Origin of the sequence: Spirillospora sp. NPDC127506, from assembly GCF_040302145.1 — a bacterium.
Taxonomy (GTDB): Bacteria; Actinomycetota; Actinomycetes; order Streptosporangiales; family Streptosporangiaceae; genus Spirillospora.
On record NZ_JBEORG010000049.1, the window covers coordinates 1 to 25,419 of the forward strand.

The 25,419-nt window shown below is 73.6% G+C and carries 24 protein-coding genes; 15 read left to right on the plus strand and 9 right to left on the minus strand.

Translation table 11 applies throughout. From position 1 onward, the window contains the following. Positions 1–184 precede the first annotated feature (184 nt). Both ABTW95_RS31000 and ABTW95_RS31005 read left to right on the plus strand, forming a co-directional pair. On the plus strand, positions 185–307 hold the full coding sequence (locus tag ABTW95_RS31000) for a hypothetical protein (protein ID WP_396449393.1): 123 nt from the start codon (positions 185–187) through the stop codon (positions 305–307). A gap of 90 nt (positions 308–397) precedes the next feature. Next, positions 398–865, plus strand: coding sequence for a SixA phosphatase family protein (locus ABTW95_RS31005; protein WP_396449392.1), 468 nt, complete (start codon positions 398–400; stop codon positions 863–865). Between the two features lie 7 nt (positions 866–872). Here the strand turns inward: ABTW95_RS31005 and ABTW95_RS31010 are convergent, their stop codons facing one another. The 5 genes from ABTW95_RS31010 to ABTW95_RS31030 form a co-directional block, all read right to left on the minus strand. Continuing rightward, positions 873–3,122: an FUSC family protein gene (locus ABTW95_RS31010; protein WP_396449391.1), complete on the minus strand. Its 2,250-nt coding sequence runs from the start codon at positions 3,120–3,122 to the stop codon at positions 873–875. Positions 3,123–3,243: 121 nt separating this feature from the next. Beyond that, positions 3,244–4,443, minus strand: a complete 1,200-nt coding sequence (gene serB / locus ABTW95_RS31015) for a phosphoserine phosphatase SerB (RefSeq protein ID WP_396449390.1) — start codon at positions 4,441–4,443, stop codon at positions 3,244–3,246. A gap of 63 nt (positions 4,444–4,506) precedes the next feature. Continuing rightward, complete coding sequence (locus ABTW95_RS31020; RefSeq protein ID WP_500228166.1) at positions 4,507–5,523, minus strand: S-adenosylmethionine:tRNA ribosyltransferase-isomerase; 1,017 nt, start codon at positions 5,521–5,523, stop codon at positions 4,507–4,509. Beyond that, positions 5,520–6,866 carry an MFS transporter gene (locus ABTW95_RS31025; protein WP_396449388.1) on the minus strand — a complete coding sequence of 449 codons (1,347 nt, stop codon included), beginning with the start codon at positions 6,864–6,866 and terminating at the stop codon, positions 5,520–5,522. Before ABTW95_RS31025 ends, ABTW95_RS31020 begins: the two co-directional genes overlap by 4 nt. 23 nt (positions 6,867–6,889) lie before the next feature. After that, positions 6,890–7,558, minus strand: a complete 669-nt coding sequence (locus ABTW95_RS31030) for an SDR family NAD(P)-dependent oxidoreductase (RefSeq protein WP_396449387.1) — start codon at positions 7,556–7,558, stop codon at positions 6,890–6,892. A gap of 202 nt (positions 7,559–7,760) precedes the next feature. Here ABTW95_RS31030 and ABTW95_RS31035 point away from each other — a divergent pair, with 202 nt between their 5' ends. The 5 genes from ABTW95_RS31035 (at position 7,761) to ABTW95_RS31055 (ending at position 12,051) form a co-directional block, all read left to right on the plus strand. Then, positions 7,761–8,900 (plus strand): GAF domain-containing sensor histidine kinase, encoded by a 1,140-nt coding sequence (locus tag ABTW95_RS31035; RefSeq protein WP_396449386.1) that lies wholly within the window; start codon positions 7,761–7,763, stop codon positions 8,898–8,900. Then, positions 8,897–9,586, plus strand: coding sequence for a response regulator (locus tag ABTW95_RS31040; protein WP_396449385.1), 690 nt, complete (start codon positions 8,897–8,899; stop codon positions 9,584–9,586). The genes ABTW95_RS31035 and ABTW95_RS31040 overlap by 4 nt, the downstream gene beginning before the upstream one ends. Positions 9,587–9,622: 36 nt before the next feature. Next, positions 9,623–10,408 carry a PP2C family protein-serine/threonine phosphatase gene (locus ABTW95_RS31045; RefSeq protein ID WP_396449384.1) on the plus strand — a complete coding sequence of 262 codons (786 nt, stop codon included), beginning with the start codon at positions 9,623–9,625 and terminating at the stop codon, positions 10,406–10,408. A gap of 456 nt (positions 10,409–10,864) precedes the next feature. After that, the gene (locus ABTW95_RS31050; RefSeq protein WP_396449383.1) at positions 10,865–11,269 is read left to right on the plus strand and encodes a DUF2752 domain-containing protein; all 405 of its coding nucleotides are present in this window, start codon (positions 10,865–10,867) and stop codon (positions 11,267–11,269) included. A gap of 89 nt (positions 11,270–11,358) precedes the next feature. Next, positions 11,359–12,051 (plus strand): RDD family protein, encoded by a 693-nt coding sequence (locus ABTW95_RS31055; protein WP_500228167.1) that lies wholly within the window; start codon positions 11,359–11,361, stop codon positions 12,049–12,051. Between the two features lie 81 nt (positions 12,052–12,132). Here the strand turns inward: ABTW95_RS31055 and ABTW95_RS31060 are convergent, their stop codons facing one another. Beyond that, positions 12,133–12,900 carry an Rv1486c family protein gene (locus ABTW95_RS31060; protein ID WP_396449381.1) on the minus strand — a complete coding sequence of 256 codons (768 nt, stop codon included), beginning with the start codon at positions 12,898–12,900 and terminating at the stop codon, positions 12,133–12,135. Between the two features lie 221 nt (positions 12,901–13,121). On the opposite strand from ABTW95_RS31060, the gene ABTW95_RS31065 reads away from it, so the two are divergent. The 3 genes from ABTW95_RS31065 to ABTW95_RS31075 all read left to right on the plus strand — a co-directional run bounded on the left by ABTW95_RS31065 (position 13,122) and on the right by ABTW95_RS31075 (position 15,093). Next, entirely contained in the window at positions 13,122–13,910 is a 789-nt protein-coding gene (locus ABTW95_RS31065; RefSeq protein WP_396449380.1) for an ABC transporter ATP-binding protein, read from the plus strand. An 84-nt stretch (positions 13,911–13,994) separates the two neighbouring features. Further along, on the plus strand, positions 13,995–14,774 hold the full coding sequence (locus tag ABTW95_RS31070) for a sulfite exporter TauE/SafE family protein (protein WP_396449379.1): 780 nt from the start codon (positions 13,995–13,997) through the stop codon (positions 14,772–14,774). Positions 14,775–14,853: 79 nt separating this feature from the next. Continuing rightward, positions 14,854–15,093 carry a DUF8836 family protein gene (locus ABTW95_RS31075; protein ID WP_396449378.1) on the plus strand — a complete coding sequence of 80 codons (240 nt, stop codon included), beginning with the start codon at positions 14,854–14,856 and terminating at the stop codon, positions 15,091–15,093. Positions 15,094–15,101: 8 nt separating this feature from the next. On the opposite strand, the gene ABTW95_RS31080 is transcribed toward ABTW95_RS31075, so the two are convergent. Together ABTW95_RS31080 and ABTW95_RS31085 are read right to left on the minus strand one after the other, a co-directional pair. Further along, positions 15,102–16,019, minus strand: coding sequence for a Rieske (2Fe-2S) protein (locus ABTW95_RS31080; RefSeq protein ID WP_396449377.1), 918 nt, complete (start codon positions 16,017–16,019; stop codon positions 15,102–15,104). A gap of 105 nt (positions 16,020–16,124) precedes the next feature. Beyond that, entirely contained in the window at positions 16,125–18,338 is a 2,214-nt protein-coding gene (locus ABTW95_RS31085; protein ID WP_500228168.1) for a molybdopterin oxidoreductase family protein, read from the minus strand. 147 nt (positions 18,339–18,485) lie between these two features. On the opposite strand from ABTW95_RS31085, the gene ABTW95_RS31090 reads away from it, so the two are divergent. The 5 genes from ABTW95_RS31090 (at position 18,486) to ABTW95_RS31110 (ending at position 23,870) form a co-directional block, all read left to right on the plus strand. After that, positions 18,486–18,941 (plus strand): NfeD family protein, encoded by a 456-nt coding sequence (locus ABTW95_RS31090; protein ID WP_396449375.1) that lies wholly within the window; start codon positions 18,486–18,488, stop codon positions 18,939–18,941. Beyond that, positions 18,938–19,960, plus strand: coding sequence for an SPFH domain-containing protein (locus tag ABTW95_RS31095; RefSeq protein WP_500228169.1), 1,023 nt, complete (start codon positions 18,938–18,940; stop codon positions 19,958–19,960). Before ABTW95_RS31090 ends, ABTW95_RS31095 begins: the two co-directional genes overlap by 4 nt. Before the next feature lie 130 nt (positions 19,961–20,090). After that, the gene (locus ABTW95_RS31100; RefSeq protein WP_396449373.1) at positions 20,091–21,185 is read left to right on the plus strand and encodes a CapA family protein; all 1,095 of its coding nucleotides are present in this window, start codon (positions 20,091–20,093) and stop codon (positions 21,183–21,185) included. 122 nt (positions 21,186–21,307) lie between these two features. Continuing rightward, on the plus strand, positions 21,308–23,071 hold the full coding sequence (locus tag ABTW95_RS31105; protein ID WP_396449372.1) for an SDR family oxidoreductase: 1,764 nt from the start codon (positions 21,308–21,310) through the stop codon (positions 23,069–23,071). Between the two features lie 16 nt (positions 23,072–23,087). Then, on the plus strand, positions 23,088–23,870 hold the full coding sequence (locus ABTW95_RS31110; protein ID WP_500228170.1) for an endonuclease/exonuclease/phosphatase family protein: 783 nt from the start codon (positions 23,088–23,090) through the stop codon (positions 23,868–23,870). A 10-nt stretch (positions 23,871–23,880) separates the two neighbouring features. Here ABTW95_RS31110 and arfA read toward each other — a convergent pair whose 3' ends face one another. Continuing rightward, the gene (gene arfA / locus ABTW95_RS31115; RefSeq protein ID WP_396449370.1) at positions 23,881–25,404 is read right to left on the minus strand and encodes an arabinosylfuranosidase ArfA; all 1,524 of its coding nucleotides are present in this window, start codon (positions 25,402–25,404) and stop codon (positions 23,881–23,883) included. Between the last annotated feature and the right edge of the window lie 15 nt (positions 25,405–25,419).

A 25,419-nucleotide genomic window follows, 5' to 3' on the forward strand; every position in this document is an offset into this window, starting at 1 on the left:
GGCTCAGATCAACGGCTTGACGAACCGCCGGATGCGGGCCCGCATGTCCGGTGGTGTGAGAGGAGGGCCGGGCGACCCGGCCCTCCTACTCGATCCCGGGGTCGTGTCCCGACCACGGGGCACCGGCCGTACGCTTAGGGCGAGGGCCGGACGTTCCGCCCCGTACGGGAAATCGGGAGGCGCTGTGGCAGGCAGCGGCGGCGACAGGCCGACGATGTCGGGGGCCAAGGGCTTCGCCATCATCCTCGCCGGGATGCTCGGCGTGCTCCTCCTGCTGTGGGGGCTCGCCGCGCTCGTCGCGCCCTGACCAGCGCCCGCTCACCGCCCCGGCTCACCGCGCCCGCTCACCGCCCCGGCTTACCCGCCTGCGCGGCCGCGGCGTCCTAGTGTGGCGGTCATGCCCACGCTCATCGTGCTCCGTCACGCCAAGGCCGTCGCCGGTTTCGGCACGGCAGACATCGACCGCGTCCTCAACGACCGCGGCCGCCGCGACGCCGCGGCGGCCGGGGAGTGGCTGCGCGCGAACGACCTCGTCCCCGAGCACGTGCTGTGCTCCCCCGCCGCCCGCACCCGCGAGACGCTCGGCCTGCTCGCGGTCGGCGCCGAGGTGAGCCACGAGCCGGGCATCTACGACAACGACCCCGAGGGGCTCCTCGCCCTGATCACCGAGGCGCCGGAGGAAGCGGGGACACTGCTGCTGGTCGGGCACAACCCGTCCGTGCACCAGCTCGTCCACGACCTCACCGGCCGGGCCCCGGAGTCCTTCCCCACGTGCGCGATCGCCGTGATCGACCTGCCGGGGGCGTGGAGCGACGCCCGGCCGGGCCTCGGCACGCTCCGCACCGTCCGCACCCCGAAGGGCTGATCCGCGGTCAGGGGCGGGGAGCCGCGGCGGCGAGGGACGACTCGACGACCGTCCCGGCGTCCCGGCGCAGCGACCGGATCGTGTGGCGGGTGCCGGACACCTGCAGCAGCGCCTGCCGCAGCGGGGTGACCTCCTCCCGGTCGACGCCCGCCTTGATCTCGGCGCGCCGCCGCCGGGTGATCGCGGACAGGTGCGAGTCGAGGTCGGCGAGCTCCTCGTCCAGCTCCTCGACCGGCCGGGCGTCCTGCGCGCCGAGTTCCTCCGGGTCCTCCACCAGCGTCGCGGTCTCCTCGAACCGGTCCGCGATCCGGTCGAGGATCTCCGGGACGGGCCCGGTGTCGACGGCCTCCGCGCGGGACAGCCGCGCGACCGCGATGAGGTGGTCGCGGGTGCGGTGCGCGGCGTGCACGGCTCTGTCCAGCTCGGCGATCAGCTCTTTGTCGGGGACCCGCTCGTGGCCGAGCCGGGCGCGGGTCTCGGCGACGGCCTCCGCCGCCCGCTCCGCCGCGACGATCCGGTCGTGCGGCAGCCGGGTCTCCTCGCCCGCGAGGACGTCCGCCGTGGAGCGGACGAGCCCGGCGTGCGTGTCGAGGAGCCGCCCCAGCTGCCGCGGCAGCCGCTCCAGGTGCCCGGCGGGCCACAGCAGCCGGACGGCGAGGTACGCCATGGCCGTCCCGGCGACGGTCAGCGCGATCCGCTCCCCGGCGGTGCGCCAGTCGGCGGGGGTGGAGAAGTCGAGCAGCATCATCGCGAGCGGCGTCCCGAACAGCGCCCAGTAGGCGAAGTTGACCGACCGCATCGCGAACCCGGCCATCGCGAACACGAAGGCGATCACGGCGACGGTGACCTGCCCGGGCGCGAGCGTGAGGATCACGGCGGCGATGGCGGCGCCGGCCGCGGTGCCGCCGACGCGCTGGACGAGCCGGTCGACGGTCTCGCCGTAGGTGGCGCGCAGGCTCAGCATCGCGGTGATCGTCGCCCAGTGCCCGTGCGAGAGGCCCGCCGCGGCGGCCACCGCCATGGACGCCACGGCCGTCACGAACACCCGCGACACCTGCCGGAAGGCGGGGGACCTGGTGCGGACGGCGCGCCGCGCCCGCTCCCACACCGGCATCGGGTCGAGGGTGCCGGGCATCCGCGGCGGCCCGAGCCCGATCCGCAGGCCGGCCGCGACGATGCGGCGGTTGGCGGCGACCTCGCCGGCGATGCGGTCGATGGAGCGCCGGACCTGGCTGATCAGCGCGACCGCGATGAGGTCCTCGTCGCCGGCGAGCCCGGCGCGCCGGATCTGCTCGGCGGCCCGCCCCATCCGCCGGACGGCCGCGGACTCCTCCCGGCCGAGCGGCGCCTCCCCGGCCGTCGCGATCCCGCCGGCGAGCAGCCGCAGCCGCGCGGCGAGCGCCGAGATCGCGGTCTGCGTCTCCAGCCGCCACTCCCGGTCGGGCGGGTAGTTCTTCGCCGCCTCCAGGACGGCCTGCAGCGTCACCGTCTCGTGCAGGACGCGCGCCAGCCCGTCGATGAGCCGCTCGGGCCGCGTCGGGTCGCTCCTGCCGCGCCCGGTCCGGTACAGCCGGTAGGTGGCGCGGGCCGCCGTCAGCGCCTCCGACGCGGCCCGCCGCTTCTTCTCCCAGTCCGGCACCCGCGTGACGGCCAGCAGGTCGGGGTCGGTGAGCTCGACGGCCTCCAGCGGCTCCGGGTCGTGCGCGCCGACGTCCTCCGCGACGGCGTCGAGCGCCTCGGCGACCGCGTCGGCGCACTCGCTGAGCGACGCCCGCAGGGGGCGCAGCCGCCGGGCGGGCCACGGCGCGAGCAGCAGCCCGGCGGTGAGCAGCCCGCCGATCAGCTCCAGCAGCCCGACGGCGAGGACGTCCGCGGACGGCGGCCGGACGGCGCTCAGCAGCACCGCCAGCCCCGCCGTGGACCCGATCCGCGGCACCGCGACGCCGAGCGCGATCAGCGGCGGGACGACGACCACGGTCGGCCACAGGTGCCCGCTGAGCAGCCCGCCGACCGCCGCCCCGATCGCGACGACCGCGACGCCGACCGCGAGGCTGCGCGCCTGCGCCCCGTACGGGCCCTCGGGCGCCCGCAGCGCCACCAGGTACGCGCCGAGCGCGATCATCGAGCCCTGCGCGGCGTGCCCGGTCAGCGCCCCGGCGATCAGCGGCACGGCCACCGCGAGGGCGGCGGCCGCCCCGTACATGGGGCTCGCCTGCCCGTTCGCCTGCACGTACGCCTCCCGCGCACGCTTCAGCACCGCCGGCCCCTCCGCCTTCGCTAGCCCGCCCGCGGAGATCGTCCACCCCGCGCCTCACCCGTACCCCGATGATCACCCGCCTATGGCATGCGACCCGTACGGGGGCGCGGTGGAAGGGGGCTCAGCGGGAGTCGGCGGCGTCGGCGGCCTCGACCTCTTCGCGGGAGATGCCGAGGAGGAAGACGATCGTGTCCAGGTAGGGGACGTTCACGGCGGTGTCGGCGGCCTGCCGGACGACCGGTTTGGCGTTGTAGGCGATGCCGAGGCCGGCGGCCTGGAGCATGTCGAGGTCGTTGGCGCCGTCGCCGATGGCGACGGTCTGGCTGATGGGGATGCCGGCCTCGCGGGCGAAGCGTTCGAGGGCGGCGGCCTTGCCGGCGCGGTCGATGACGCGGCCGGTGACGCGCCCGGTGAGCTTGCCGTCGACGATCTCCAGGGTGTTGGCGGCGGAGTAGTCGATGCCGAGGTCGTCGACGAGGGCGTCGGTGACCTGGGTGAAGCCGCCGGAGACGATCGCGAACTTGTAGTCGAGGCGCTTCAGGGTGCGCACCATGGTGCGGGCGCCCGCGGCGAGGCGGAGCTTGCCGCGGACGTCGTCGATGGCCGACGCGTCCAGCCCGGCGAGCAGGGCGACGCGCTCGCGGAGGGAGCCCTCGAAGTCGAGTTCGCCGCGCATGGCGGCCTCGGTGACCTTGGCGACCTCGTCGAGGCAGCCGGCGTGCTCGGCGAGCAGCTCGATGACCTCGCCCTGGATGAGGGTGGAGTCGACGTCCATGACGATGAGGCGCTTGGCGCGCCGGCTGAGGCCGCTCTGCTGGACGGCGACGTCGACCTGCTGCTCGGCGGCCTCGGCGGTGAGGGCGGCGCGGAGCGCGTCGGGGTCGGCGCCGGAGACGTCCATCTCGATGCAGGTGACGGGGTTCTGCGCGAGCCGCTCGATGCGGTCGATGTTCGCGCCGTGCGCGGAGATGCGTCCCGCGATCCCGGCCATCGCGGCGGGCTTGAGGGGGGAGCCGAGGACCGTGACGTGGAGCCGCCCGATCCGTTTGGGCATCCGCCGGTTGCGGCCCGTGGAGAGCTCGATCTCCATGTCGAGGTCGTTCGCGACGTGCTCGGCGGCGTTCCAGACGCGTCCGATGTCGGCGCCCTCGCTGTAGGCGAGCAGGACGCCGAGGACGAGGCGGCCGCGGATCACGACCTGCTCCACGTCGGCGACCGTGAGCGGGAATTCCGCGAGTGTCCGGAAGAGACGCGATGTCACGCCGGGGCGGTCGCGTCCGGTGAGTGTGATGAGCAGCGTGCGCTGCGCTGACCCGTCCATAACTGTCATCCACGGTACCGGCCGTGACATGCGCGCCGTCCGCGAGGTCCAGCATGCGGGACGCTACATGATCAGGTTGAGGTCCCCGAATTCGTGCCAGAGGTAGCGCTCCGCCAGGGCGGCCTCGTAGGTGGCGGCGAGCAGGTCGCGGCCCGCGATGGCGGCGAGCATCATCAGGTGGGACGACCTGGGCTCGTGCAGGCCGGTGAGGAGGCCGTCGACGGCCCGGACGCCGTTCTCCGGGGTCACGACGTGCTCGGTCCAGCCGGAGGACGCCCGGACGCGTCCCGCGGCGTCCACGGCCGTTTCCAGGGCGCGCACGGCGGTCGTGCCGACGGCGATCACCCGGGCGCCCCGGGCGCGGACGTGCTCCACCAGCGCCGCGGTCGGCTCCGGGACGCTGTACCGCTCGGCGTACGGGGGCTCGTGGGCCTCCGGGGACGCGACCCCGGTGTGGAGGGTGATCGGGGAGATCAGGACGCCGCGGGAGACGAGGCGCGTGACGAGGTCCGGCGTGAACGGGCGGGCCGCGCTCGGCATCTCCGCGCCGCCCGCGGAGCGGTCGTGGGCGAAGGCGGTCTGGTAGGCGGCGGCCGGCCAGTCGCGGCGGACGTACCCGTACCTGATCGGCGCGCCGTGCCGCCGCAGGTAGGGGACGACGTCGGTGCTCAGCCGGGCCTCCCACAGGCGTTTCGTCCGCCGCCGGACGAGCGTGAGGGTCGCGCCGCCGGGCAGGGGGATCCACTCGCCGGGGCAGCCGCCCGAGTAGGGGCGGGTGGCCTTGCCGGTGCGGCGGCGGAGCTCGACGAGCCACATCCGGTTCCCGGCGTCCGGCACCGGGGTGGAGAAGTGCACGCTGATCCGGTCGAGCCGGACGGCGGCGGGCAGCGTCGCCGAGGTGTTGACGACGAGGAGGTCGCCCGGGTCGAGCAGCGACGGCAGGTCGCGGAACGCCCGGTGGGCGACCGAGCCGTCCGCGCGCCGGGAGACCAGGAGGCGGACGCCGTCGCGGGCGCGGCCGCGCGCCTCCGGCGGCTCGTGGGCCTCCAGGGAGGGGGGCAGGGTGAACTCGACGGTCATTTCGGGACCTCCAGCCGCAGGGCGGCGAACGCGCCGGCCGCGGCGATCGCGGCGCACAGCGTCCCGGCGACGGCCAGGCCGGTGCCGAGGCGGGCGGCGCCGAAGGCGGTGACGAGGGCGCCCGCGACGCCGACGGCGAGGGACGAGCCGAGGGTGTCGCCGATCTGCATCGCGGACGTGTTGACGCCCTGCTCGCCCGCGGGCGACAGCCGCAGCAGCAGGACGGACAGGCTGCCGATCGCGAAGCCCATCCCGGCCCCCGCGACGATCCACGAGGGGACGGCGGCCCATCCGGAGACCTGGAGCGCGACCGTGGCGGAGCCGACACCCGCGATGATGCACAGCGCGCCGAGCAGCACATAGAACTCGCGGGACCGCGCGGACCTGCCCTGGACCTGCGCCGCGACCGACCAGCCCAGGGATCCGGCGGTCAGCACGATCCCGGCCTCCGCCGCGCTGAACCCGTGCAGCCGCATGAGGGCGAGCGGGATGAACACCTCCGCGCCGACGAACGCGCCGGACAGCAGGCCGCGGGCCAGGACGACGCTGGGCAGCCCGCGCCGGAACCGGAGCGTCCCGGCGGGCAGCAGCCGGGGCAGGCCGAACGCCAGGCCGGCGAGCCCGGCGGCCGCCGCGAGCGCCGCGCGGCCGGTCCCGTCCAGCCCGTAGAGCAGCAGCCCCGCGCCCGCCGCGACCGCGACGGCCGCCAGGGCGCGCTCCCCCGCCCGGCCGCCGCCCGCCGGGGCGCTCTCCCCGGCGGGGCGGCCGATGCCGCGCAGCGCGGGCACCAGGGCGAGGACGGGCGGGACCACCAGGGGGACGAGGCCCAGGAACACCCAGCGCCAGCCGACGTGCTCGGCGACGATCCCGCCGACCGCCGGGCCGATCAGGGACGGCAGCACCCACGCCGCCGACAGCGCCGCGAACACCCGGGGCCGCAGGTCCTCCGGGTAGACCCGCGCGATCACGACGTACATCGACACGAGCGAGACGCCGGTGCCGAGGCCCTGCACCGCGCGGCCGGCCACGAACAGCCCCATGGACGGCGCGGCCCCCGCGACCACCAGCCCGGTGACGAACGCGCCGAGCCCGATCAGGAACGGGCGGGACGGGCCGGACCGGTCGACCCAGCCGCCGGCGAGCACCGTGGACAGCAGGCTCATGATCAGCGTGGCGCTGAAGCCCCACGCGTACAGCGCGAGCCCGTCCAGGTCGTCCGCCACCACCGGCATGACGGTGCCGACGGCCATGTTCTCGAACGCCAGCAGCGTGACGACGAGGACGATCCCGAACGTCGCCCCCCGGAACCCGGCGGAGAGCACGCCCCGCCCCGGAGCGGGCATCCGCTCATGATCGAGGACGGCCGTCATCGCGCCTCCGCCAGGTCGGCCACCCGGTACCGGCCGCTCGGCGGCCGGGAGCCGATCAGCCGGCGGAGCGCGGCGGCGGCCGCGGACGGCGGCGGCGCGGCGTCGGCGTCCTCCCCGGCGGCGCGCAGCATGTCCGTGTTCATCTCGCCGGGATCGGCCCACCAGACGGCGACGTCCGGCTCCTCGGCCGCCAGGACGTGCGACAGCTGCTCCAGCGCCGCCTTGGACGCCCCGTAGCCGCCCCACGTCTCGTAGTCCTCCACGGCCGCGTCCGACGTGATGTTGAGGATCGCGCCGCGCCGCCCCCGCAGGCCCGGTAGGAAGCCCTGGATCAGTGCGAGCGGCGCCAGCACGTTCGTCGCGAAGGTTTCGGCGAGGTCGCCGACCGGCAGCGAGGCGAGCCGCGGCATCGGCGTCGGGCCGAGGGTGCTCGCGTTGTTCACGAGCAGGTCGAGCCCGCCCGGCACCGCCCGGACGAGGTCGGCCCGGTGCGAGGGGTCGGCGACGTCCCCCGCGATCGCGGTCGCGCCGGTCTCTTCCGCGACCGCCGCCAGCGCGGCGGGATCGCGCGCGTCGATGACGAGGGTCCAGCCGTCCCGCGCCAGTTCCCGGGCGAGCGCCCGGCCGAGCCCCCGCGAACCACCTGTGATCAGTGCCGTTCTCATGCCTCCGACGCTAGGAACGGGTGCCGTCCCGGGGCATCGGCCGGCCGTTCCCGGGTGGCTGGTCAGATGGTCCTAGGACCAGGGTCCCGTCCGGGAGAACACCGATCCTCGTCCAGGCTGATTCGGGAAGACCCGCCCAGAGAGTACGGTCTTCACAAGTGGGCACCGCAGTGCGCTCGCGGGGGGAGAACGAGAGGCCGGGATGGAGACCGACGGCGGCCGCCGGGACGGCCAGGGCGCGACCCTGCACGCCGTGAGCTCCGCCGTGCTCGCGGTGACCCGGCACCTGTCCGTGCACGAGGTCCTGCAGGTGATCGTGCGGGCGGCCGCCCGGCTGCTGGACGCCCGGTACGCCGCGCTCGGCGTCCCCGACGACGAGGGCTCGTTCGCCGAGTTCGTCGTCGCGGGCGTCTCGGACGAGCAGTGGGAGCGGATCGGCCCGCTGCCCCGCCAGCACGGCATGCTCGCCGCGATGCTGAAGGGCGACGCGCCGAAGCGGCTGAGCGACATCCGCCGGGAGCCGGAGTTCGAGGGCTGGCCGGTCGCGCATCCCGTCCTGAAGGACTTCCTCGGCGTCCCGATCCGCGACGGCGAGGACGTGCTCGGCATCATCTTCCTGGCCAACAAGCGGACCCCGGGCGGCTTCACCGAGGACGACGAGGAAGTGCTCACCCTGTTCGCGGCGCACGCGGCGATCGCGATGGCGAACGCCCGCCTCTACGAGCACAACCGCGAGCTGACGGTCGTCGCTGAGCGCAACCGGATGGCCCGCGAGCTGCACGACGCCGTCGCGCAGAAGCTGTTCTCGCTGCGGCTCACCGCGCGCACCGCGTCCGCGCTGGCCGAGCGCGACCCGGCGCGGACCGTCCGGGAGCTGGAGCAGGTCGAGCGGCTCGCCGCCGACGCCCTCGCCGAGCTGCGCGCCGTGATCTGGGAGCTGCGGCCCGCCGACCTCGCGGACGGCCTGGTCGCGTCGCTGCGCAAGCACGTCGAGGTCCTCGACCGGGCGCACGAGGCGACGGTCCGCCTCGCCGCGGACGAGACCGTCGTCCTGCCGGAGGAGCACGAGGCGGTCGCGTTCCGCATCACCCAGGAGGCGCTGTACAACGCGCTGCGGCACGCCCGCGCGGAGACCGTCGAGGTCCGCCTCGCCGTGGAGGACGGGCGGGCCCTGCTGGAGGTCGCCGACGACGGGGACGGTTTCGACGCGTCCGATTCCGACCCGCAGGGCGGGCTCGGGCTCGCCTCCATGCGCGACAGGGCATACTCCATCGGCGGCGCACTCACGATCGACGCCGCGCCGGGGAAGGGCACGACCGTCCGGCTGGAGGTGCCGCTGTGAGCGCGGGGACCATCAAGGTGCTGATCGCCGACGACCACCCGGTCGTCCGGCAGGGCCTGCGCACGTTCCTCGGCATCCAGGACGACATCGAGGTCGTCGGCGAGGCCGGGGACGGCGCGTCGGCCGTGACACTGGCCGAATCCCTGGAGCCCGATATCGTGCTCCTGGACCTCAAGATGCCGGGCGCCGACGGTCTGGCCGCGCTGACGGAGCTGCGGGCTCGTGGGGTGAAGGCACGGGTCCTGGTCCTCACCAGCGTCACGGAGCGCGGCCACGTGCTGCCGGCCGTGCAGGCGGGTGCGGCCGGGTATCTGTACAAGGACGTCGACCCGCAGGCGCTCGTCCAGGCGATCAGGGCGGTCAACGACGGGCACGTCCTGTTCGCGCCGGACGCGGCCGAGGCGATGCTGCGGGACGGGACGGCCGGACGGGACGACGACCGCGGCCTGGCCGCGCTGACCGAACGGGAACGGGAGGTGCTCGTGCACATCGCGCGAGGCAGGTCCAACCGGGAGATCGCGCGCGCTCTCGTGGTGTCCGAGAAGACGGTCAAGACGCACGTCAGTAATCTGCTCATGAAACTGGGAGTCCAGGATCGGACGCAGGCGGCGCTCTACGCGGTCCGGCACGGTGTCGGAACGTCCGGCGCGGCCGGGGAAACCGGGGAATCCACCGTCCGCTACTGATAAAACTCCTCTGACAGGATCGTCATCGAAATCGGTATGAACGTAGCAATCAGGTACGCAGCAGGCAGCGACATCGGGTGCAACCGGGAGAACAACGAGGACTCCGGTTACGCCGGTGCGCGGTTGATCGCGGTCGCGGACGGCATGGGCGGCTATGCGGGCGGCGAGGTCGCGAGCTCGACCGTCATCGGCTCGCTGCGCTCGCTCGACACCGCCGCCCCCCAGGACGATCTTGTCGAGGTGCTGGGCCGCGCCGTGGCCGAGGCCAACGAGAAGCTCCGCATCGTCCGCGAGGAACGGCCCGACCTCAGCCGGATGGGCACCACGCTCACGGCGATGCTCTGGTCCGGCGAGTCCGTGGCGCTGGCGCACGTCGGCGACTCGCGCGGCTATCTGCTGCGCGACGGCGAGCTGTTCCAGATGACGCAGGACCACACCATGGACGAGCTGCTCAAAGCGGAGGCGGCGGAGCAGGGCCAGCAGGCCGACCCCGCCGAGACGTCGCGGCTGTCGCACGTCCTCTACCGCGTGCTGGACGGCCGGGAGGACCGCGAGCCCGACCTGCGGCTGCGCGAGGCCCGGCTCGGCGACCGGTACCTGCTGTGCTCGGACGGCCTGAGCGGCCCGGTCGACGCGCAGGCGATCTACGAGGTCGTGTCGGCGGAGGCCGATCCGCAGCGCGCCGTGGACCGGCTGATCGAGCTGGCCCGCGAGAACGGCGGCCCCGACAACATCACCGCGGTCATCGCCGACGTCGTCGAGGCCGAGCACTTCCACGGCGGCGAGGGCCCCATCGTCGTCGGCGCCGCCGCGCAGTCCTGAGCCCCACCCCTCCAGGCGGGAGCGGCCCGCGCCCTCGGAGCGCACGCGCGTGCCCGAGCCCGCAGCACCCGGTGCCGGCGACCGGCGTCCGCATCCGGCCGCAGCACCGCCCGAGACCCCGCCACGCCCTTCGCGCCCTCACTCGCGCCCTGTCCCTTCCCTCCCGCCCCACCCTTGCTCCGCCAGACGGGCCATCGCCTTCCCCGCGTCCGCCGTCCGGACGAATTCATGAACTCTTAGCGTGAAAGAGCGCCCACGTACCTGGCGATTTGTCTTACTCTTGCCCGTGGAGTGGTGTCAGTGCGCGTTCGGTAACGGTCCTATCGCGGATCGTTGCCCGGACTTGACCGGGCTCCGGGTGCACCCGGTATACGGGTCACTCACCTGTCTGTCATCGAGGCGGAGGATTCGTTGGGGGGAGCGCCCGGGGCGGCGGCCACCGGTGCACCGGTCGGTGTGCTCGGGGGGATCGTCAGCCGGACCCTCACCGCAGCGCGGCACGGCCCCATGGGCGCGGTGCTGCGCGTTGCGGCGATGGCCGTCGCGGCCATCGGCGCGTCATGGATCCACCGCGTCAACGACCCCGGCGTGCTCTGTCCCCTGCGGGCGCTCACCGGAATCCCGTGTCCCATGTGCGGGGGCACGACCGTGTTCATCGAGCTCGGCTCGGGCCGCCCGGCCCAGGCCGTCCTCGCGAACCCGGTCGCTCTGACCGGCGCGATCGCCGTCGCCGCCGCACCGCTGGGCCTGGGACGACGGTGGTGGGCACTCCAGCCGAAGACCCGCGCCTGGATGCTCGGCACCGTCCTCGTGGGGTCGGAGCTGTGGCAGCTCGTCCGGTTGGGAGTCCTCCGGGTTTGAGCCGAGGTCGATCCTCGGCCAGACTTGCGGAGCCCACCGGGTCCGGCGGGCGTCACATATACCAAAGGGTCAATCAATAAGGAGCAAGTGTGGGTAACCCCTACGACCCGTACGGTCAGCAGCCGGGCTACGGGCAGCAGCAGCCCGGGTACGGCCAGCAGCCCCCGGCCCAGCCCGGTTACGGCCAGCCCCCGGCGCAGCCCGGTTACGGCCAGCCCCCGGCGCAGCCCGGTTACGGCCAGCCCGCGGCGCAGCCCGGGTACGGCCAGCAGCCTCCGGCCCAGCCCGGCTACGGCGCCCCGGCGGCGCCCGCGCAGCCCGGCTACCAGGAGATCCACCACCACCACTACGGCTCGACCGGCCAGCTGGCCGAGTGGGGCTCGCGTGCGGGTGGCTACATCATCGACTACCTGATCTTCGCCGGTCCGGTCTTCGTCCTCTACCTGCTCAGCTTGCTGCTGACGAGCTCCGGCAGCGGCGGCGCGGCGGTGCTGGGCCTGCTGTTCATGCTGGTCGGCTTCGCCCTCTCCATCGCCGGCGGCCTCTGGATCTGCTACCAGGAGGGCACCACCGGCCAGTCCATCGGCAAGCGCCAGATGGGCATCCGCCTGGTCAGCGCGCAGACCGGCCAGCCCATCGGCTTCGGCATGGCGTTCGTCCGGAAGCTCGCCCACATCGCGGACAGCTTCCTGTGCTACATCGGCTTCCTCTGGCCGCTGTGGGACGACCGCAAGCAGACCTTCGCCGACAAGATCTGCAACACCATCGTGGTCCGCGCCTGACCCACGACCGCGAGAACGGGGCGCCCTCGGCCGGGGGCGCCCCGTTTCGCGTCGGGAGGGGCGCTCGTCCGCCCGTGCCCGCTAGCGCTCGGTCCCGGGGACCGGGTCGAACGCGCTGTTGCAGGCGGCGACCAGGGCGCGGCGGACGGCGGCGTCCAGGAGGCGCAGGGCCTCGCCGCGGCGGCGCATCTGGTCGGCGCTGAGGCCGCGGTCGTCCAGCCGCCGGGCCAGGTCGACGACGCGGGACAGCCGGCCGGCGAGCGCGGCGACGCGGTGCGCGCGGGCCGGGTGCCCGGGGGCGAGCGGGTGGCCGCCGCGCTCGGGGTCGCGCAGGTCGACGAGCGCGTCCGCGATCTCGGGCGGCACGCCCGCGAAGTCGTCGACGGTCAGCAGCGCCTCGGTGGCGTCCCGCATGGCGAGGGTGAGCCGCCGGTCGGCCTCGGCGAGGGACGGGACGTCGGGCAGGGCCGCCGACGCCTCGTGCGGCGTCCAGCGGACGCCGACATAGGACGAGCCGCGCCGGTCCTCGGCGGGGACGAGGCCCATGGCCCGGCCGTCCAGGACGGCGACGACCGCGGCGCCCGCCTCGATCGCCGCGGCGTTGAACGCGGGCGGCCCGGTCAGCCCCAGCGGGTCGCCGGGCTCGGGCAGCGCGAGCCGCAGCGCCGACAGGCCGCCGACGCGCAGGTCGCCGAGGCCGCGGCGCAGCGTCACCTCGGCGGGCTCGCCGCCGAGGATCTGCGGCCCGGCGGCCTTCTCGACCGCGTCGACCGCCTCGTCCAGGCCGACGTGCCCGGTCAGCCAGGCGTTGCCCCAGGCGACCAGGGACGTCGCTACGGCCCCGCTCATACTGTCGTGCTCATTCTCGGACTCTCCGCAACGGGCATGCGAACCACGATAAGCGCTCGGATCGCCTGTTCCACCGGACGTAAGGGACCTATCGCGGCGGAGGAGCGCGGTGGGACCGCCGTTTCCACCGGGGATCCGGGGAGCCGCGGCCGTCCCGCATCACATAGGTTCTTTCCTGAGACCGAGATCACGGACCACCCGGATTGGGGACGAAGGCACGCATGGCCGGCGAGGTACTTCAGCTCCGCGGAGTCGGGGTCAGGCGCGGCGCGGCGACCCTGCTGCGCGGCGTCACATGGACGGTGAACGAGGGCGAGCGGTGGGTCATCGTCGGCCCGAACGGGGCCGGGAAGACGACGCTGCTGCAGATCGCCGCGGCGATGATGCATCCCACCGAGGGCACGGCCGAGATCCTGGAGGAGGAGCTCGGCCGCACCGACGTGTTCGAGCTGCGCCCCCGCATCGGCATCGCCAGCTCGTCCGTCGCGGAGAAGGTCCCGGCCGGCGAGACGGTCATCGACCTGGTGCTGACCGCCTCGTACGCCATCATCGGCCGCTGGCGGGAGGAGTACGACTCCACCGACGTGGACCGCGCCGTCGCGCTGCTGGAGGCGCTCGGCTGCGCCGACCTGGTCCGCCGCACGTTCAGCACGCTGTCGGAGGGCGAGCGCAAGCGCGTCCAGATCGCCCGCGCCCTCATGCCGGACCCGGAGCTCCTCCTGCTGGACGAGCCCGCCGCCGGCCTCGACCTCGGCGGCCGGGAGGACCTCGTCTCCCGCCTCGCCGCCCTGGCCGCCGACCCGGCCGCGCCCACGATGGCGATGGTGACGCACCATGTGGAGGAGGTCCCCGAGGGCTTCACCCACGCGCTGCTCCTGCGCGCGGGCGAGATCGTCGCGCAGGGCAAGGTGGACGAGGTGTTCACGCCGGAGCACCTGTCCGGGACGTTCGGGCTCCCGCTGGCCGTCGACCGGCAGAACGGGCGCTGGTACGCCCGCTCTCTGCGCTGAAACGCACCCTGCCCGCGCGGTGAACTGCGGCGTTACCTACCATCGTGGGGCATTGCGTAATCGTGGGACCAGAGTGGGTGCTCCTTGGACGTCCTTGACGCGGCCGCGGTGTTCGCCGCCGGGGTCGCCGCCGGCGGGATCAACGCCATCGTCGGCTCCGGCTCGCTGATCACTTTCCCGACGCTGGTCGCGCTCGGGTATCCGCCGGTGATGGCGAACGTCTCCAACAACGTGGGCCTGGTGTCGGGGAACATCAGCGGCGCGTACGGGTACCGCCGGGAGCTCCGCGGGCAGCGCCGCCGGCTGCTGCGGCTCGGCACCGCGTCGCTGATCGGCGCGATCGCGGGCGGCCTGCTGCTGCTCGCGCTGCCGCCGGAGGCGTTCGACGTCATCGTGCCCGGCCTGATCCTGATCGCGCTGGTGCTCGTGGTCGTCCAGCCCCGGCTGCAGGCGTGGCTGAAGGCGCGCCGGGACGGGGAGGCCGCGCACCGGCCGGACGGCGGCCTGGTCCTGTGGCTGGGCGTGCTGGGCACCGGCGTGTACGGCGGGTACTTCGGGGCCGCGCAGGGCATCGTGCTGATCGCGCTGCTCGGCATCGCGCTGGACGACGACCTCCAGGTGCTGAACGGCGTCAAGAACGCGATGGCGGCCATCGTCAACGGCACGGCCGCGCTGCTGTTCACGGTGATGTGGCTGCTCGGCCGGACGGAGATCAGCTGGGTGGCGGTGCTGCTGATCGCGGTCGGCTCCACCGTCGGCGGGCTGCTCGGCGCGCGGCTCGGCCGGCGCATCCCGCCGCTGATGCTGCGCGGCGTGATCGTGGCCGTCGGCGCGATCGCGATCTTCGAGCTGCTGACCAACTGACCCGCGCCGCCGCAGGATTGCCGGGCCCCTGTTCCGGGTATATATCGAACGTGCGTTCGAACATGGGAGGGCGGCGCGGATGAAGGGCGACCGGGTCGAGATCGTGGTGGACGTCGGCGGCTCGGCCACCAGGACCTACGAGGTGACCGCGACCCGCGCCGGGCGCCGCGTGGAGATCGCCAACCGGCGCGGGATCGTCGAGGTCAGCGAGGTGACCCGCACCGGCACGGCGGTGCGGACCGCCCGCTTCATGTCCAGCCGCGTCCTCGCGCTCGTGGAGCACCCCGCGTCGGACGCGCCGCCGGCCGACGGGTCATAGGCCGCGGTTCAGACCAGGGGGCGGACCTGGAGGGTGCCCTCTTCGGTCACCCGGGTTTCGAAGGCCGGCTGGCGGGCGGTCGCGGGGCCGTGGACGACCGAGCCGTCCGCTACCCGGAAAGTGCTGCCGTGCCAGGGGCAGACGACGCAGACGTCGGCGTTGTCGTCGTTGACGATGCGGCCCTGGTGGAGGGGGCCGGCCAGGTGGCTGCACCGGTCGGTGAGGACGTGGACGTCGTCGCCGATGCGCAGCACGAACAGGTTGATGTAGCCGAGGCGGCGGGTGACCGGCCAGCCGTCGGGGAGGTCGGCGGCGGAGCACACGTCGTGCCAGCCGAGCGTGACGAGGTGGCCGACCTTCTCGGCGTGGCTGGCGCCCGCGGCCTGCCGGAAGGCGAGGTGCCTGCCGAGGAAGCCGCCCGCGAGCAGGGTGGACAGGCCGGCGAAGCCGAACGCGCGGCCGGCGGCGTCGCGGCCCTGGTAGCGGGCCACCAGGGACGCCGAGTACAGCAGGCCGGTCGTGGCCATCCCGGCGGCGTGGACGAGGCCGACGCGCTGCTGCTCGCGGTGCAAAGAGCCCCAGTCGGCGATGCCGGTGAGGGCGGTCGGCAGGGCGCCGGCGAGCCCGGCGGCGACGAGGGCCTGCGAGGCGCGCCGCGTCCCCGGCACGAGGTCGAGGACGGCGGCGGACAGCCACAGCCCGAAGGGCACGTCGGTGAGCGGCGGGTGCGCGGGGTGGCCCAGCGGGACGCCGTGCAGGGCGTCCTTGACCGGCCCCGGGTGCACCGTGCGGCGCACGGCCGTGGACAGGACGCGGATGGTACGGTCCAAACCGCTCGCCTGCGCGAGCGCGTCGGGGGCGTCCGCCAGCCGCGCGGACGTCTGGGGCCGGGACCCGCGCCGGAATATGTTCACCCGTCGGGGCATGTCCCCTCCTCCGCGGTCATGAGACGCCTGGTGCGACATTAGTCTTCCGCGTTCGCCAGCGGCCAGTCATACCTACCTGCGGCCGGGAGGGGCTAAACCACGGGGTCAGGGCGCCGCGGGCGCCAGGGTGACGGGTACTCCGCTGAAGACGGCGTTGCCGGACAGGGGGTCGATCTCCTGTTCGTCGGTGACGGCGTTGACGTTGACGCCCGCGTGCTCGCGCGCCACGGCCGCCCGTGTCCCGGGACGGTCGTGGCCCCACCCGTGCGGCAGGCTGACGACGCCGGGCATGACGGTGTCGGTGGGCTCGGCGACGGCGTCGACGCTGCCCGTCCGGGACGTGACCCGGACCGTGTCGCCCGCGCGGACGCCGAGGCGGTCGGCGTCCGCGGGGTTCAGCTGGAGGGTGCAGGAGTTCGATCCGCGCACCAGTTCGGGGACGTTGTGCAGCCAGCTGTTGTTGGAGCGCAGGTGGCGGCGCCCGATCAGGACCATCCCGCCGGCCGGGGCGTCGCGCAGGGCGGCGTGCAGCCGGTCGACGTCGGCGGCGAACGTGGGCGGGCACAGCTCGATCCGGCCGGACGTGGTGCAGAGCACCTCGTCCAGGCGCGGCTTGAGGGCGCCGAGGTCGAGGCCGTGCGGGTGCTCGGTGCGCAGCCGGGTCAGGGTGAGGCCGGACGGGTCGGCGCCGAAGCCGTCGCCGTAGGGGCCGAGGCGCAGCATCATGTCGAGCCGCTGCTCGGTGAGCGTGCCGGTGTCGAGCATCTTGCGCAGCTCGTCCGGTTCGCGGCCGTGCACCGGGGAGCCTTCGAGCGCGGTCGCCTTCGCCAGCGTCGAGGTGATGATCATCTCGTCGAGGGCGGCCGGGTCGCCGTCCGACCCGGACGCGATCATGGCGAGCCGGGCGAGGATGGCGGCCTCGCTGGGGCGCCCGTCCGGCAGCGGGACGACGGGCGGCGAGTAGCGCGCGTAGTCGCGGACGGCGAGCCCGCTCAGCGCGATGTCGTAGTGCGGCGTCTGCGCGGGGCGCGGCGGCGGCAGGATCACCTGCGCGTGCCGCGTCGTCTCGTTCAGGTACGGGTCGACGCTCACCATGAACTCCAGCCCGGCGAGTGCGCGGTCGAGCCGGGCGGCGTTCGGCGCCGACAGCGCCGGGTTCCCGCCGATGGTGATCAGCGCCCTGACCCGGCCTTCGCCCTCGGTCTCGATCTCGTCCGCGAGGGTCGCGACCGGGAACTCGCCGTTGACCTCGGGCAGCCCGCGCACGCGGCTGCGCCACCGCCCGGTCGTGAACGGCTTGCGGCGCCGGTACACGGGCGCGTGCGCGGGGCGCGGGAACATCGCGCCGCCCTCCCGGTCGAGGTTCCCGGTGAGGACGTTCAGGGCGTCCACGAGCCAGCTGTTGAGCGTCCCGTACGCCTGCGTGCAGGTCCCGATGCGCCCGTAGACGGCGGCGCGGTCCGCGGCGGCCAGTTCCCGGGCCGTCCGCCGGATCGCGTCCGCCGGGATGCCGGTCCTGGACGCGACGCGCTCGGGGGCGAAGTCGACGGCGAGGGCGCGCAGGTCGTCCTGCCCGTTGACCCGCCCGGCCAGGCGGTCGTCGACGAGGTCCTCGGCGAAGAGGGTGTGCACGAGCGCCATGAGGAAGAACGCGTCCGTGCCGGGGCGGATGAACAGGTGCTCGTCGGCCAGCGCGGCCGTCCGGGTGCGGCGCGGGTCGACGACCGTGACCTTGCCCCCGCGCGCCTTGATCGCCTTCAGCCGCCCGGGGAAGTCGGGCGCCGACGCGAGGCTCCCGTTGGACTCCAGCGGGTTCGCCCCCAGCATCAGCAGATGCCGCGTCCGGTCGAGGTCGGGCACCGGGATCGCGAGCGGGTCGCCGAACATGTGCCCGCACGAGACGTGCTTCGGCATCTGGTCGGCGGTGCTGGCGGTGAACAGGTTGCGCGTGCCGAGCGCCTTCACGATCGCGCCGCCGTACAGCGGCCCGGCGATCGAGTGGGCGGTCGGGTTGCCGATGTAGACGGCGACCGCGTCCCGGCCGTGCCGCCCGATGACGTCGGCGAGCCCCTGCCGGACGGCCGCGAACGCCTCGTCCCACCCGGCCGCCTCGCCGTTGACCAGCGGCTCCGCCAGCCGGTCGGGGTCGCCGTCGAGGCGGCCGAGCGTCGCGCCCTTGGGGCAGATGAAGCCCTTGCTGAACGGATCCTTGTCATCGCCCCGCACGCGGGTCACGGCTCCCGCGTCGTCCAGGGTCAGTTCGAGCCCGCACAGGGCTTCGCAGAGGGGACAGGTGCGGAACGCCGTGCGGTCGCCCATCGAGACACTCCTTGTGAACGGGACCGTCGGCCCCATGATGACCGGTCGGCCGCCCCCGCACCATGGCCGCCCCCCAGGCATGGCCGTAACGGACATTTGGGAGTTACTTTGAAGGTGAGGACTTTCGGCAGCCTCTAGGGAGCTGCTATGGAGCCGTGGGTCGCCTGGTTGCTGCTCGCCGCGCTGCTCGGAATCGCCGAGTTGCTCACCCTCACGTTCGCCCTCGGGATCCTGGCCGTCGCCGCGATCGCCGCCGGGCTGACCGGCGCGCTGGGCCTGCCGCTCGCCGCGCAGGCCGCCGTCTTCGCCGTCGGGTCGGTCGCGGGCATCGGCGTCCTCCGCCCCATCGCGACCCGCCACATCAGGCAGCCGCCGCCGCTGCGCTCCGGGACGGCCGCGCTGGTCGGCCGCGAGGCGTACACGCTCACCGAGGTCACCCGCCGCGGCGGGCGCGCCCGGATCGGCGGCGAGGAGTGGACGGCCCGCCCCTACGATCCCGACCTCGTCATCCCGGCCGGCGCCACCGCCGACGTCCTCGCCATCGAAGGGGCAACGGCCCTGCTTTATCCGGTCTCGTCCGGAACGGATGAGGAGTCGCCATGACCGACATCGCCATCGCCCTGCTGATCGCCGCGATCTGCGGCGCGGCCGTGCTGGCCACCGCGGTGATGCGGACGGTGTGGATCGTCCCGCAGGCGCGGGCCCGCAACGTCGAGCGCCTCGGCCGCTACCACCGCACCCTCGAACCCGGCATCAGCTTCGTCTTCCCGTTCGTCGACCGGGTGAAACCGCTGATCGACCTGCGCGAGCAGGTGGTGTCGTTCAAGGCGCAGCCGGTCATCACCGAGGACAACGTCGTCGTCCACATCGACACCGTGCTGTTCTTCCAGGTCACCGACCCGCGCGCCGCCGACTACGAGATCGTGAACTACATCAAGGCGATCGAGCAGCTCACCGCGACGACCCTGCGGAACGTCATCGGCACCCTCGACCTGGAGGCCACCCTGACGTCCCGGGACCGGATCAACACGGCGCTGCGCGGCGTGCTGGACGACGCGTCCGGGAAATGGGGCATCCGCGTCACCCGCGTGGAGATCAAGGCGATCGAGCCGCCGCCGTCCATCAAGGACGCGATGGAGAAGCAGATGCGCGCCGAGCGCGAGAAGCGCGCCGCGATCCTCACCGCCGAGGGCGCCCGCGCCTCCGCGATCCTCACCGCGGAGGGCGAGCGGCAGTCGACGATCCTCAAGGCGGAGGGCACCCGGCAGGCCGCGATCCTGGAGGCCGAGGGCCAGTCCGCCGCGGTCACCCAGGTCTTCAACGCGATCCACGCCGCCGACCCGGACCCGAAGCTCCTCGCCTACCAGTACCTCCAGACCCTGCCGAAACTGGCCGAGGGCAAGGGCAGCACCTTCTTCGTCATCCCGAGCGAGGTGACGAACGCCCTGCAGGCCGTGAGCCACGCCTTCGGCGGCAGCCTCGACGACGCGAAGCCGTTCGACACCGGCAAGCCGCGCGACGACGCGAAGCCCGCCGAGGGCGGCCCCGAAGAACTTCCCGAAGCGGACGTCCCCTTCGAGCTGACCACCGGCCGGCCCAACGGCCGGGAGGAACCGGCCTGATCTTCGGCCTCGGCCACCTGGACACGGGCGGGGCCGCCCCCTATAGGGGGTTCCAGGTGGTCGCCTCCCTGCGTTAACGTGCCATGCTTGGCCGACCCAGGGTCCAAGAGGGCCGGACGGAGGCGAGGCGATGAGCAGGCGGGGGACGGCGGCCGCGGCCGCGGTCATGGCCGGAGCGGCTCTGACGGCGGCGGCGTGCGGGGGTTCGGGGGACTCCGAGGCGAAGGGGGCGACCCCGCCGCCGGCGACGTCCGGCGCGCAGGGCGGCGGGCAGAAGACCGCGCCGCCCGCCAAGCAGCCGATCATCCTCGCGTTCGGCGGCGACACCCACTTCGAGGGGCAGTTGCGGGCGCGGCTCGGCAACCCGTCCACGGCGCTCGGGCCGGTGGCGAAGCAACTGCGGGCCGCCGACCTCACCATGCTCAACCTGGAGACCGCCATCACGACCGGGGGTACGCCCGCGCCCGGCAAGCAGTTCACCTTCCGGGCGCCGCCTTCCGCGTTCAAGGCGCTGAAGGCCGCCGGGGTCGACGTCGTCTCCATGGCCAACAACCACGGCATGGACTACATGCAGGGCGGCCTGCGCGACTCCCTGCTCGCGATCAAGCGGACGGGCTTCCCGGTCGTCGGCATCGGTAAGAACGCCGACGCCGCCTACAAGCCGTATCGGGTGACGGTGAAGGGCAACAAGCTCGCCATCGTGGGCGCGACGCAGGTCCTGGACGACAACCTGATCCAGGCTTGGACGGCGACCGACAGCCAGGGCGGTCTCGCGTCGGCGAAGAACGTCCCGCGGATGGTCCAGGCGGTGAAGGAGGCGCGCAAGGGGTCGGACGTCGTCATCGTCCACCTGCACTGGGGTGCTGAGCTCCAGCCTTGCCCGCTGCCGCGCCAGAAGGAACTCGCCCGGCAACTGGTGGAGGCCGGCGCCGACATCATCGTGGGGGGTCACGCTCACATCCCCCTGGGCGGCGGCTACCTGAATGACACCTACGTCCACTACGGCATGGGCAACTTCGTGTTCTACTCGGCCAACGGCCAGACGGCGAAGTCCGGTGTGCTGTTCCTGAAAGTGCAGGACGGCAAGGTCGTCAAGGACAAGTGGAGCCCGGCGCTCATCCAGGGCGGCATCCCGATCCCGATGAAGGGCGCCGCCGCGAAGGCTGAGCTCAAGCGGTGGAACGGGCTGCGCGGCTGCACGGGCCTGTCGGCGCGTCCGTCCTGAGGGCTGGACTCTCCCGCGGAGGGGCCGGGTGGGGTCTGTGGGCGACGATCCCCCTGCCGGTCGGACGGTTCGCGCGGCCGGCCGCATTGGACGGCGCGTCCGATGGGCGTAAGTTCGGGCTTATGCGAGAGCTGCGGGTGAGGTCGGGCGAGATCGAGCTGGCGGTGCGGACGCGCGGCGAGGACGGGCGGCCGACGGTGGTCCTCGTGCACGGCTACCCCGATACGGGAGCGATGTGGGACGACGTGGCCGAGCGCCTCGCCCCGCGGTTCCGCGTCGTCGTGTACGACGTGCGGGGCGCGGGCGCGTCGAGTGCCCCGTCCGACCCGCTCGATTACGGCCTCGACGCGCTCATGGGCGACCTGGAGGCCGTCCTGGACGGTGTCGGCGCCGACGCTCCCGTCCACCTGGTGGGGCACGACTGGGGGTCGGTGCAGGGCTGGGAGGCGGTCATCGGCGACCGGCTGCGGAGGCGCATCGCGTCCTTCACCTCGATCTCCGGCCCGGACCGGCGGCACATGGCGCGGTGGGTGCGCGAGGGCGTCCGGTCAGGGCCGCGGGGCGTCGCGGAGGTGCTCGGACAGGCGCGCCGCAGCGTCTACATGCCGGTGTTCATGGCGCCCCGCGTCGGCGAGGCCGCGGCCCGCGCGCTCGCCGCCGGGTTCGGGCGGATGATGCGGCTGCGCGAGGGCGCCGAGCCGAGGCCCGGCCACCCGGCGGAGACGCTGCCGGCGGACGCCCGCAACGGCCTCGGCCTGTACCGCGCGAACGTGGGTCGCGGCGCGTCCGGCGACGGCCGGACGGACGTCCCCGTCCAGCTCATCGTCCCGCTCAAGGACCGGTACGGCTCGCAGTCGCTGCTGCTGTCCGCACGCGGGCTCGTGCCGCGCCTGTACGTGCGCCGTGCACCGGCAGGCCATTGGGTGGCGCGCAGCCGCCCCGACCTCATCGCCCGCTGGGTCGCCGAGTTCGTCGACCACATCGAGGGCGGCCCGGAGACGCCGGGCCTCGCCCACGCGCGCGCGGCGGGACGGCCCGGCAAGGAGTTCGGGGGCGATCTCGTCGTCGTCACCGGCGCGGGCAGCGGCATCGGACGCGCGACCGCCCACGCCTTCGCCGCCGCGGGGGCGCGGGTCGTCGTCGCCGACATCGACGAGGGCGCCGCCAAGCGAACCATGGACGAGATAGAGGCGGCCGGCGGCGAAGCCCACATTTACGGGGTCGACGTGGCCGACGCGGACGCGATGGAACGATTCGCCGACTACGTCCGGGAAACGTTCGGCGTCCCCGACATCGTGGTCAACAATGCGGGCATCGCCGTGGCGGGTTCCCTGCTGGAGATGTCCGAGGACGAATGGACGCGCATACGGTCCATCAACCTCGACGGCGTGTATCGCGGTTCCCGCCTGTTCGGGCGCCAGATGGTGGAACGCGGCGAGTGGGGCCACATCGTCAACATCTCGTCGTTCGCCGCGTTCGTGCCGAGCCCCGAACTGCCCGCCTACAGCGCGACCAAGGCCGCCGTGCTCCACATGACGGAAAGTCTCCGCCTGGACCTGGACCGCTACGGGATCGGGGTCTCCGCCATCTGCCCCGGCGTCATCGACACGCCCATCACGGGCCGGACCCGTTTCGTCGGCCTGCCGCCAGGTGTGGACGACGAACTGCGCGAACGGATGGGCCGCGCGATCCAGCGTCGCGGGTTCCCGCCGGAGAAGGTGGCGAAGGCGATCCTGCGGGCCGTCCGGCAGGACGTCCCGGTGGTGCCCGTCACCGTCGAGGCGCGCGCCGGCCGGTTGCTCTCCCGCGTGTCCCCCGCCGCCAACAGGGCGCTCGCCCGCGTCGGCCGCCGCGCCGGAGACCACGCCATAGAACGGCTGACCTGACCGTAGAGTGGCGGCCATGGCCGCGCAGGAACGTCACGCCGCGAAGACGCGCATCCTCACGTTCAACACCCTCTTCCGCGGCCGCACGCGAGCCCGCATGGACGCCCTGGCAGGGCTTCTCGACGATTCCGACTACGACATCGTCTGCCTGCAAGAGGTGATATCGCCGTTCATCCTCTCCCGGCTCCGCCGCGCGACGCCGTCCTATCCGCACATGGCGCGGGCCTGGGGGTTCCCGCTCATCCGCGGGGGACTGGTCACCCTTTCCCGCTGGCCCATCACCCGCACCCACTACGAGCCGTTCGCTCTCGCCCGTCCGGCCCGTCCGGAATGGTTCCTCAACAAAGGCGCCCTGTTCACCCGCGTCAAGCTGCCGAGCGGCTACCTGACGGTGGTGAACACGCACCTCTCCGCGAACCTGGACATGGACTGGTCCCCGTCCAACGCCTACACGAAGGTGGAGCAGGGCGAACTGGCACAGCTGGCGCAGGCCGTCAGCAGGATCGACCCGGCCGAACCCCTGGTCGCGGTGGGCGACTTCAACGTTCCCCGCGACTCCCCCTACTTCGCGGCGTTCGCGTCCGCCGCCGGCCTGCAGGACGCCCTCGTCGGCAGCACAGAACCGACCTATCGCCCCGAATGCGCCGACATCGGGGCGATAGACCAGCTCCTCCACAGACCGGGCCTAAAGGCAGACCCCCGCGTCGTCTTCACCGACGAGATCACCCTGCCGGACGGCGCCCGAGCCCACCTCTCCGACCACTACGCCATAGAGGCCGCCCTGCACCTCCCCACCTGATCCGGCGGGCTCACCGGTCGGCTCCCGCCGGCCGGAGGCGGATCGCGGTCCAGGAGACTCGGGGGAGGACGGCCTTCAGAGTGTCGCCTTCGACCGTCACCCGGTCGTTGGGGCGGAGGACGACGCGGTCCGGGGATTCGCGGGTGTTGGTGGCGGCCAGGTCGGCGTCGGTCAGCGTGTCGGCCTCGGCGAGGTGCAGGGCCTCGGCGAACAGGTGCAGGTCCACGGTCAGTTCCACGGGGTCGTTCTGGTCGCGGTTGACGGCGAAGACGACCACCTCGCCGGTCTCCGCGTCGTGGGTGGCGATGGCGTCGACCACCGGGACCTCGCCGTACTTGGCGGTCCCGTAGGTGGGGGACGTGAGGCGCGTGCGCAGCACGTCCCCGCGGGCGAGGGCCGCGGTCTTCGCGAACGGGTGGAAGATCGTCTGCCGCCAGGCCGGGCCGCCGGGCTCGGTGCGGATCGGGGCGATCACGTTGACCAGCTGCGCCTGGCAGGCCGCGGTGACCCGGTCGCTGTGCCGCAGCAGGGAGATGAGCAGGTTGCCGACGACGACGGCGTCCGCGACGTTGTACTCGTCCTCGATGACGCGGGGCGCCACGTCCCAGCTCTCGGGGGGCTCCTGGCCCTGGAAGCGGGACAGGTACCAGACGTTCCACTCGTCGAACGACAGGTTGATCTTCTTCTTGCTGCGCAGCCGCGCGCCGACGCTGTCGGCCGTCGCGACGATGCTGTCGACGAAGTGGTCCATGTCGACGGCGCTGGCGAGGAACGAGCCCAGGTCGCCGTCCATCTCCTCGTAGTAGGCGTGGCAGGACACGTAGTCGACGAGGTCGTAGGCGTGCTCCAGGACGGTCGCCTCCCACGTGCCGAACGTCGGCATCGCGGAGCTGGAGCTGCCGCACACGACCAGTTCGAGGCCCGGTTCCGCCGACCGCAGCGCCCGCGCGGTGGACGCGGCGAGCAGGCCGTACTCGTGGGCGGTCTTGTGCCCGGTCTGCCACGGCCCGTCCATCTCGTTGCCGAGGCACCACATCCGGATGCCGTACGGCTTGGCGGCCCCGTTCGCGCGCCGCAGCTCGGAGAGCGTGGTCCCCTCGGGATGGTTGACGTACTCGTGGACGTCCAGCGCCTCCTGGACGCCCCGGGTGCCGAGGTTCACCGCGTACATGATCTCGACGTCGGCCTTGGCCGCCCACCGGGCGAACTCGTCGATGCCGACCTGGTTCGTCTCGACGCTGTGCCAGGCGAGGTCGCGGCGGCGGGGCCGCCGGTCGCGCGGCCCGATGCCGTCCTCCCAGCGGTAGCCGGAGACGAAGTTGCCGCCCGGATAGCGCACCACCGTGACGCCCAGCTCGCGGGTCAGCGCGAGGACGTCGGTGCGGAACCCGTCCTCGTCCGCCGACGGGTGGTCCGGTTCGTAGATGCCGGTGTAGACGCAGCGCCCCATGTGCTCGACGAACGAGCCGAACGTGCGGCGGCTGACCGGGGCCACGACCGAGGCGGGATCGAGGACGACAGAAGCGAGGTGCATGTTTTCCCTTCGGGG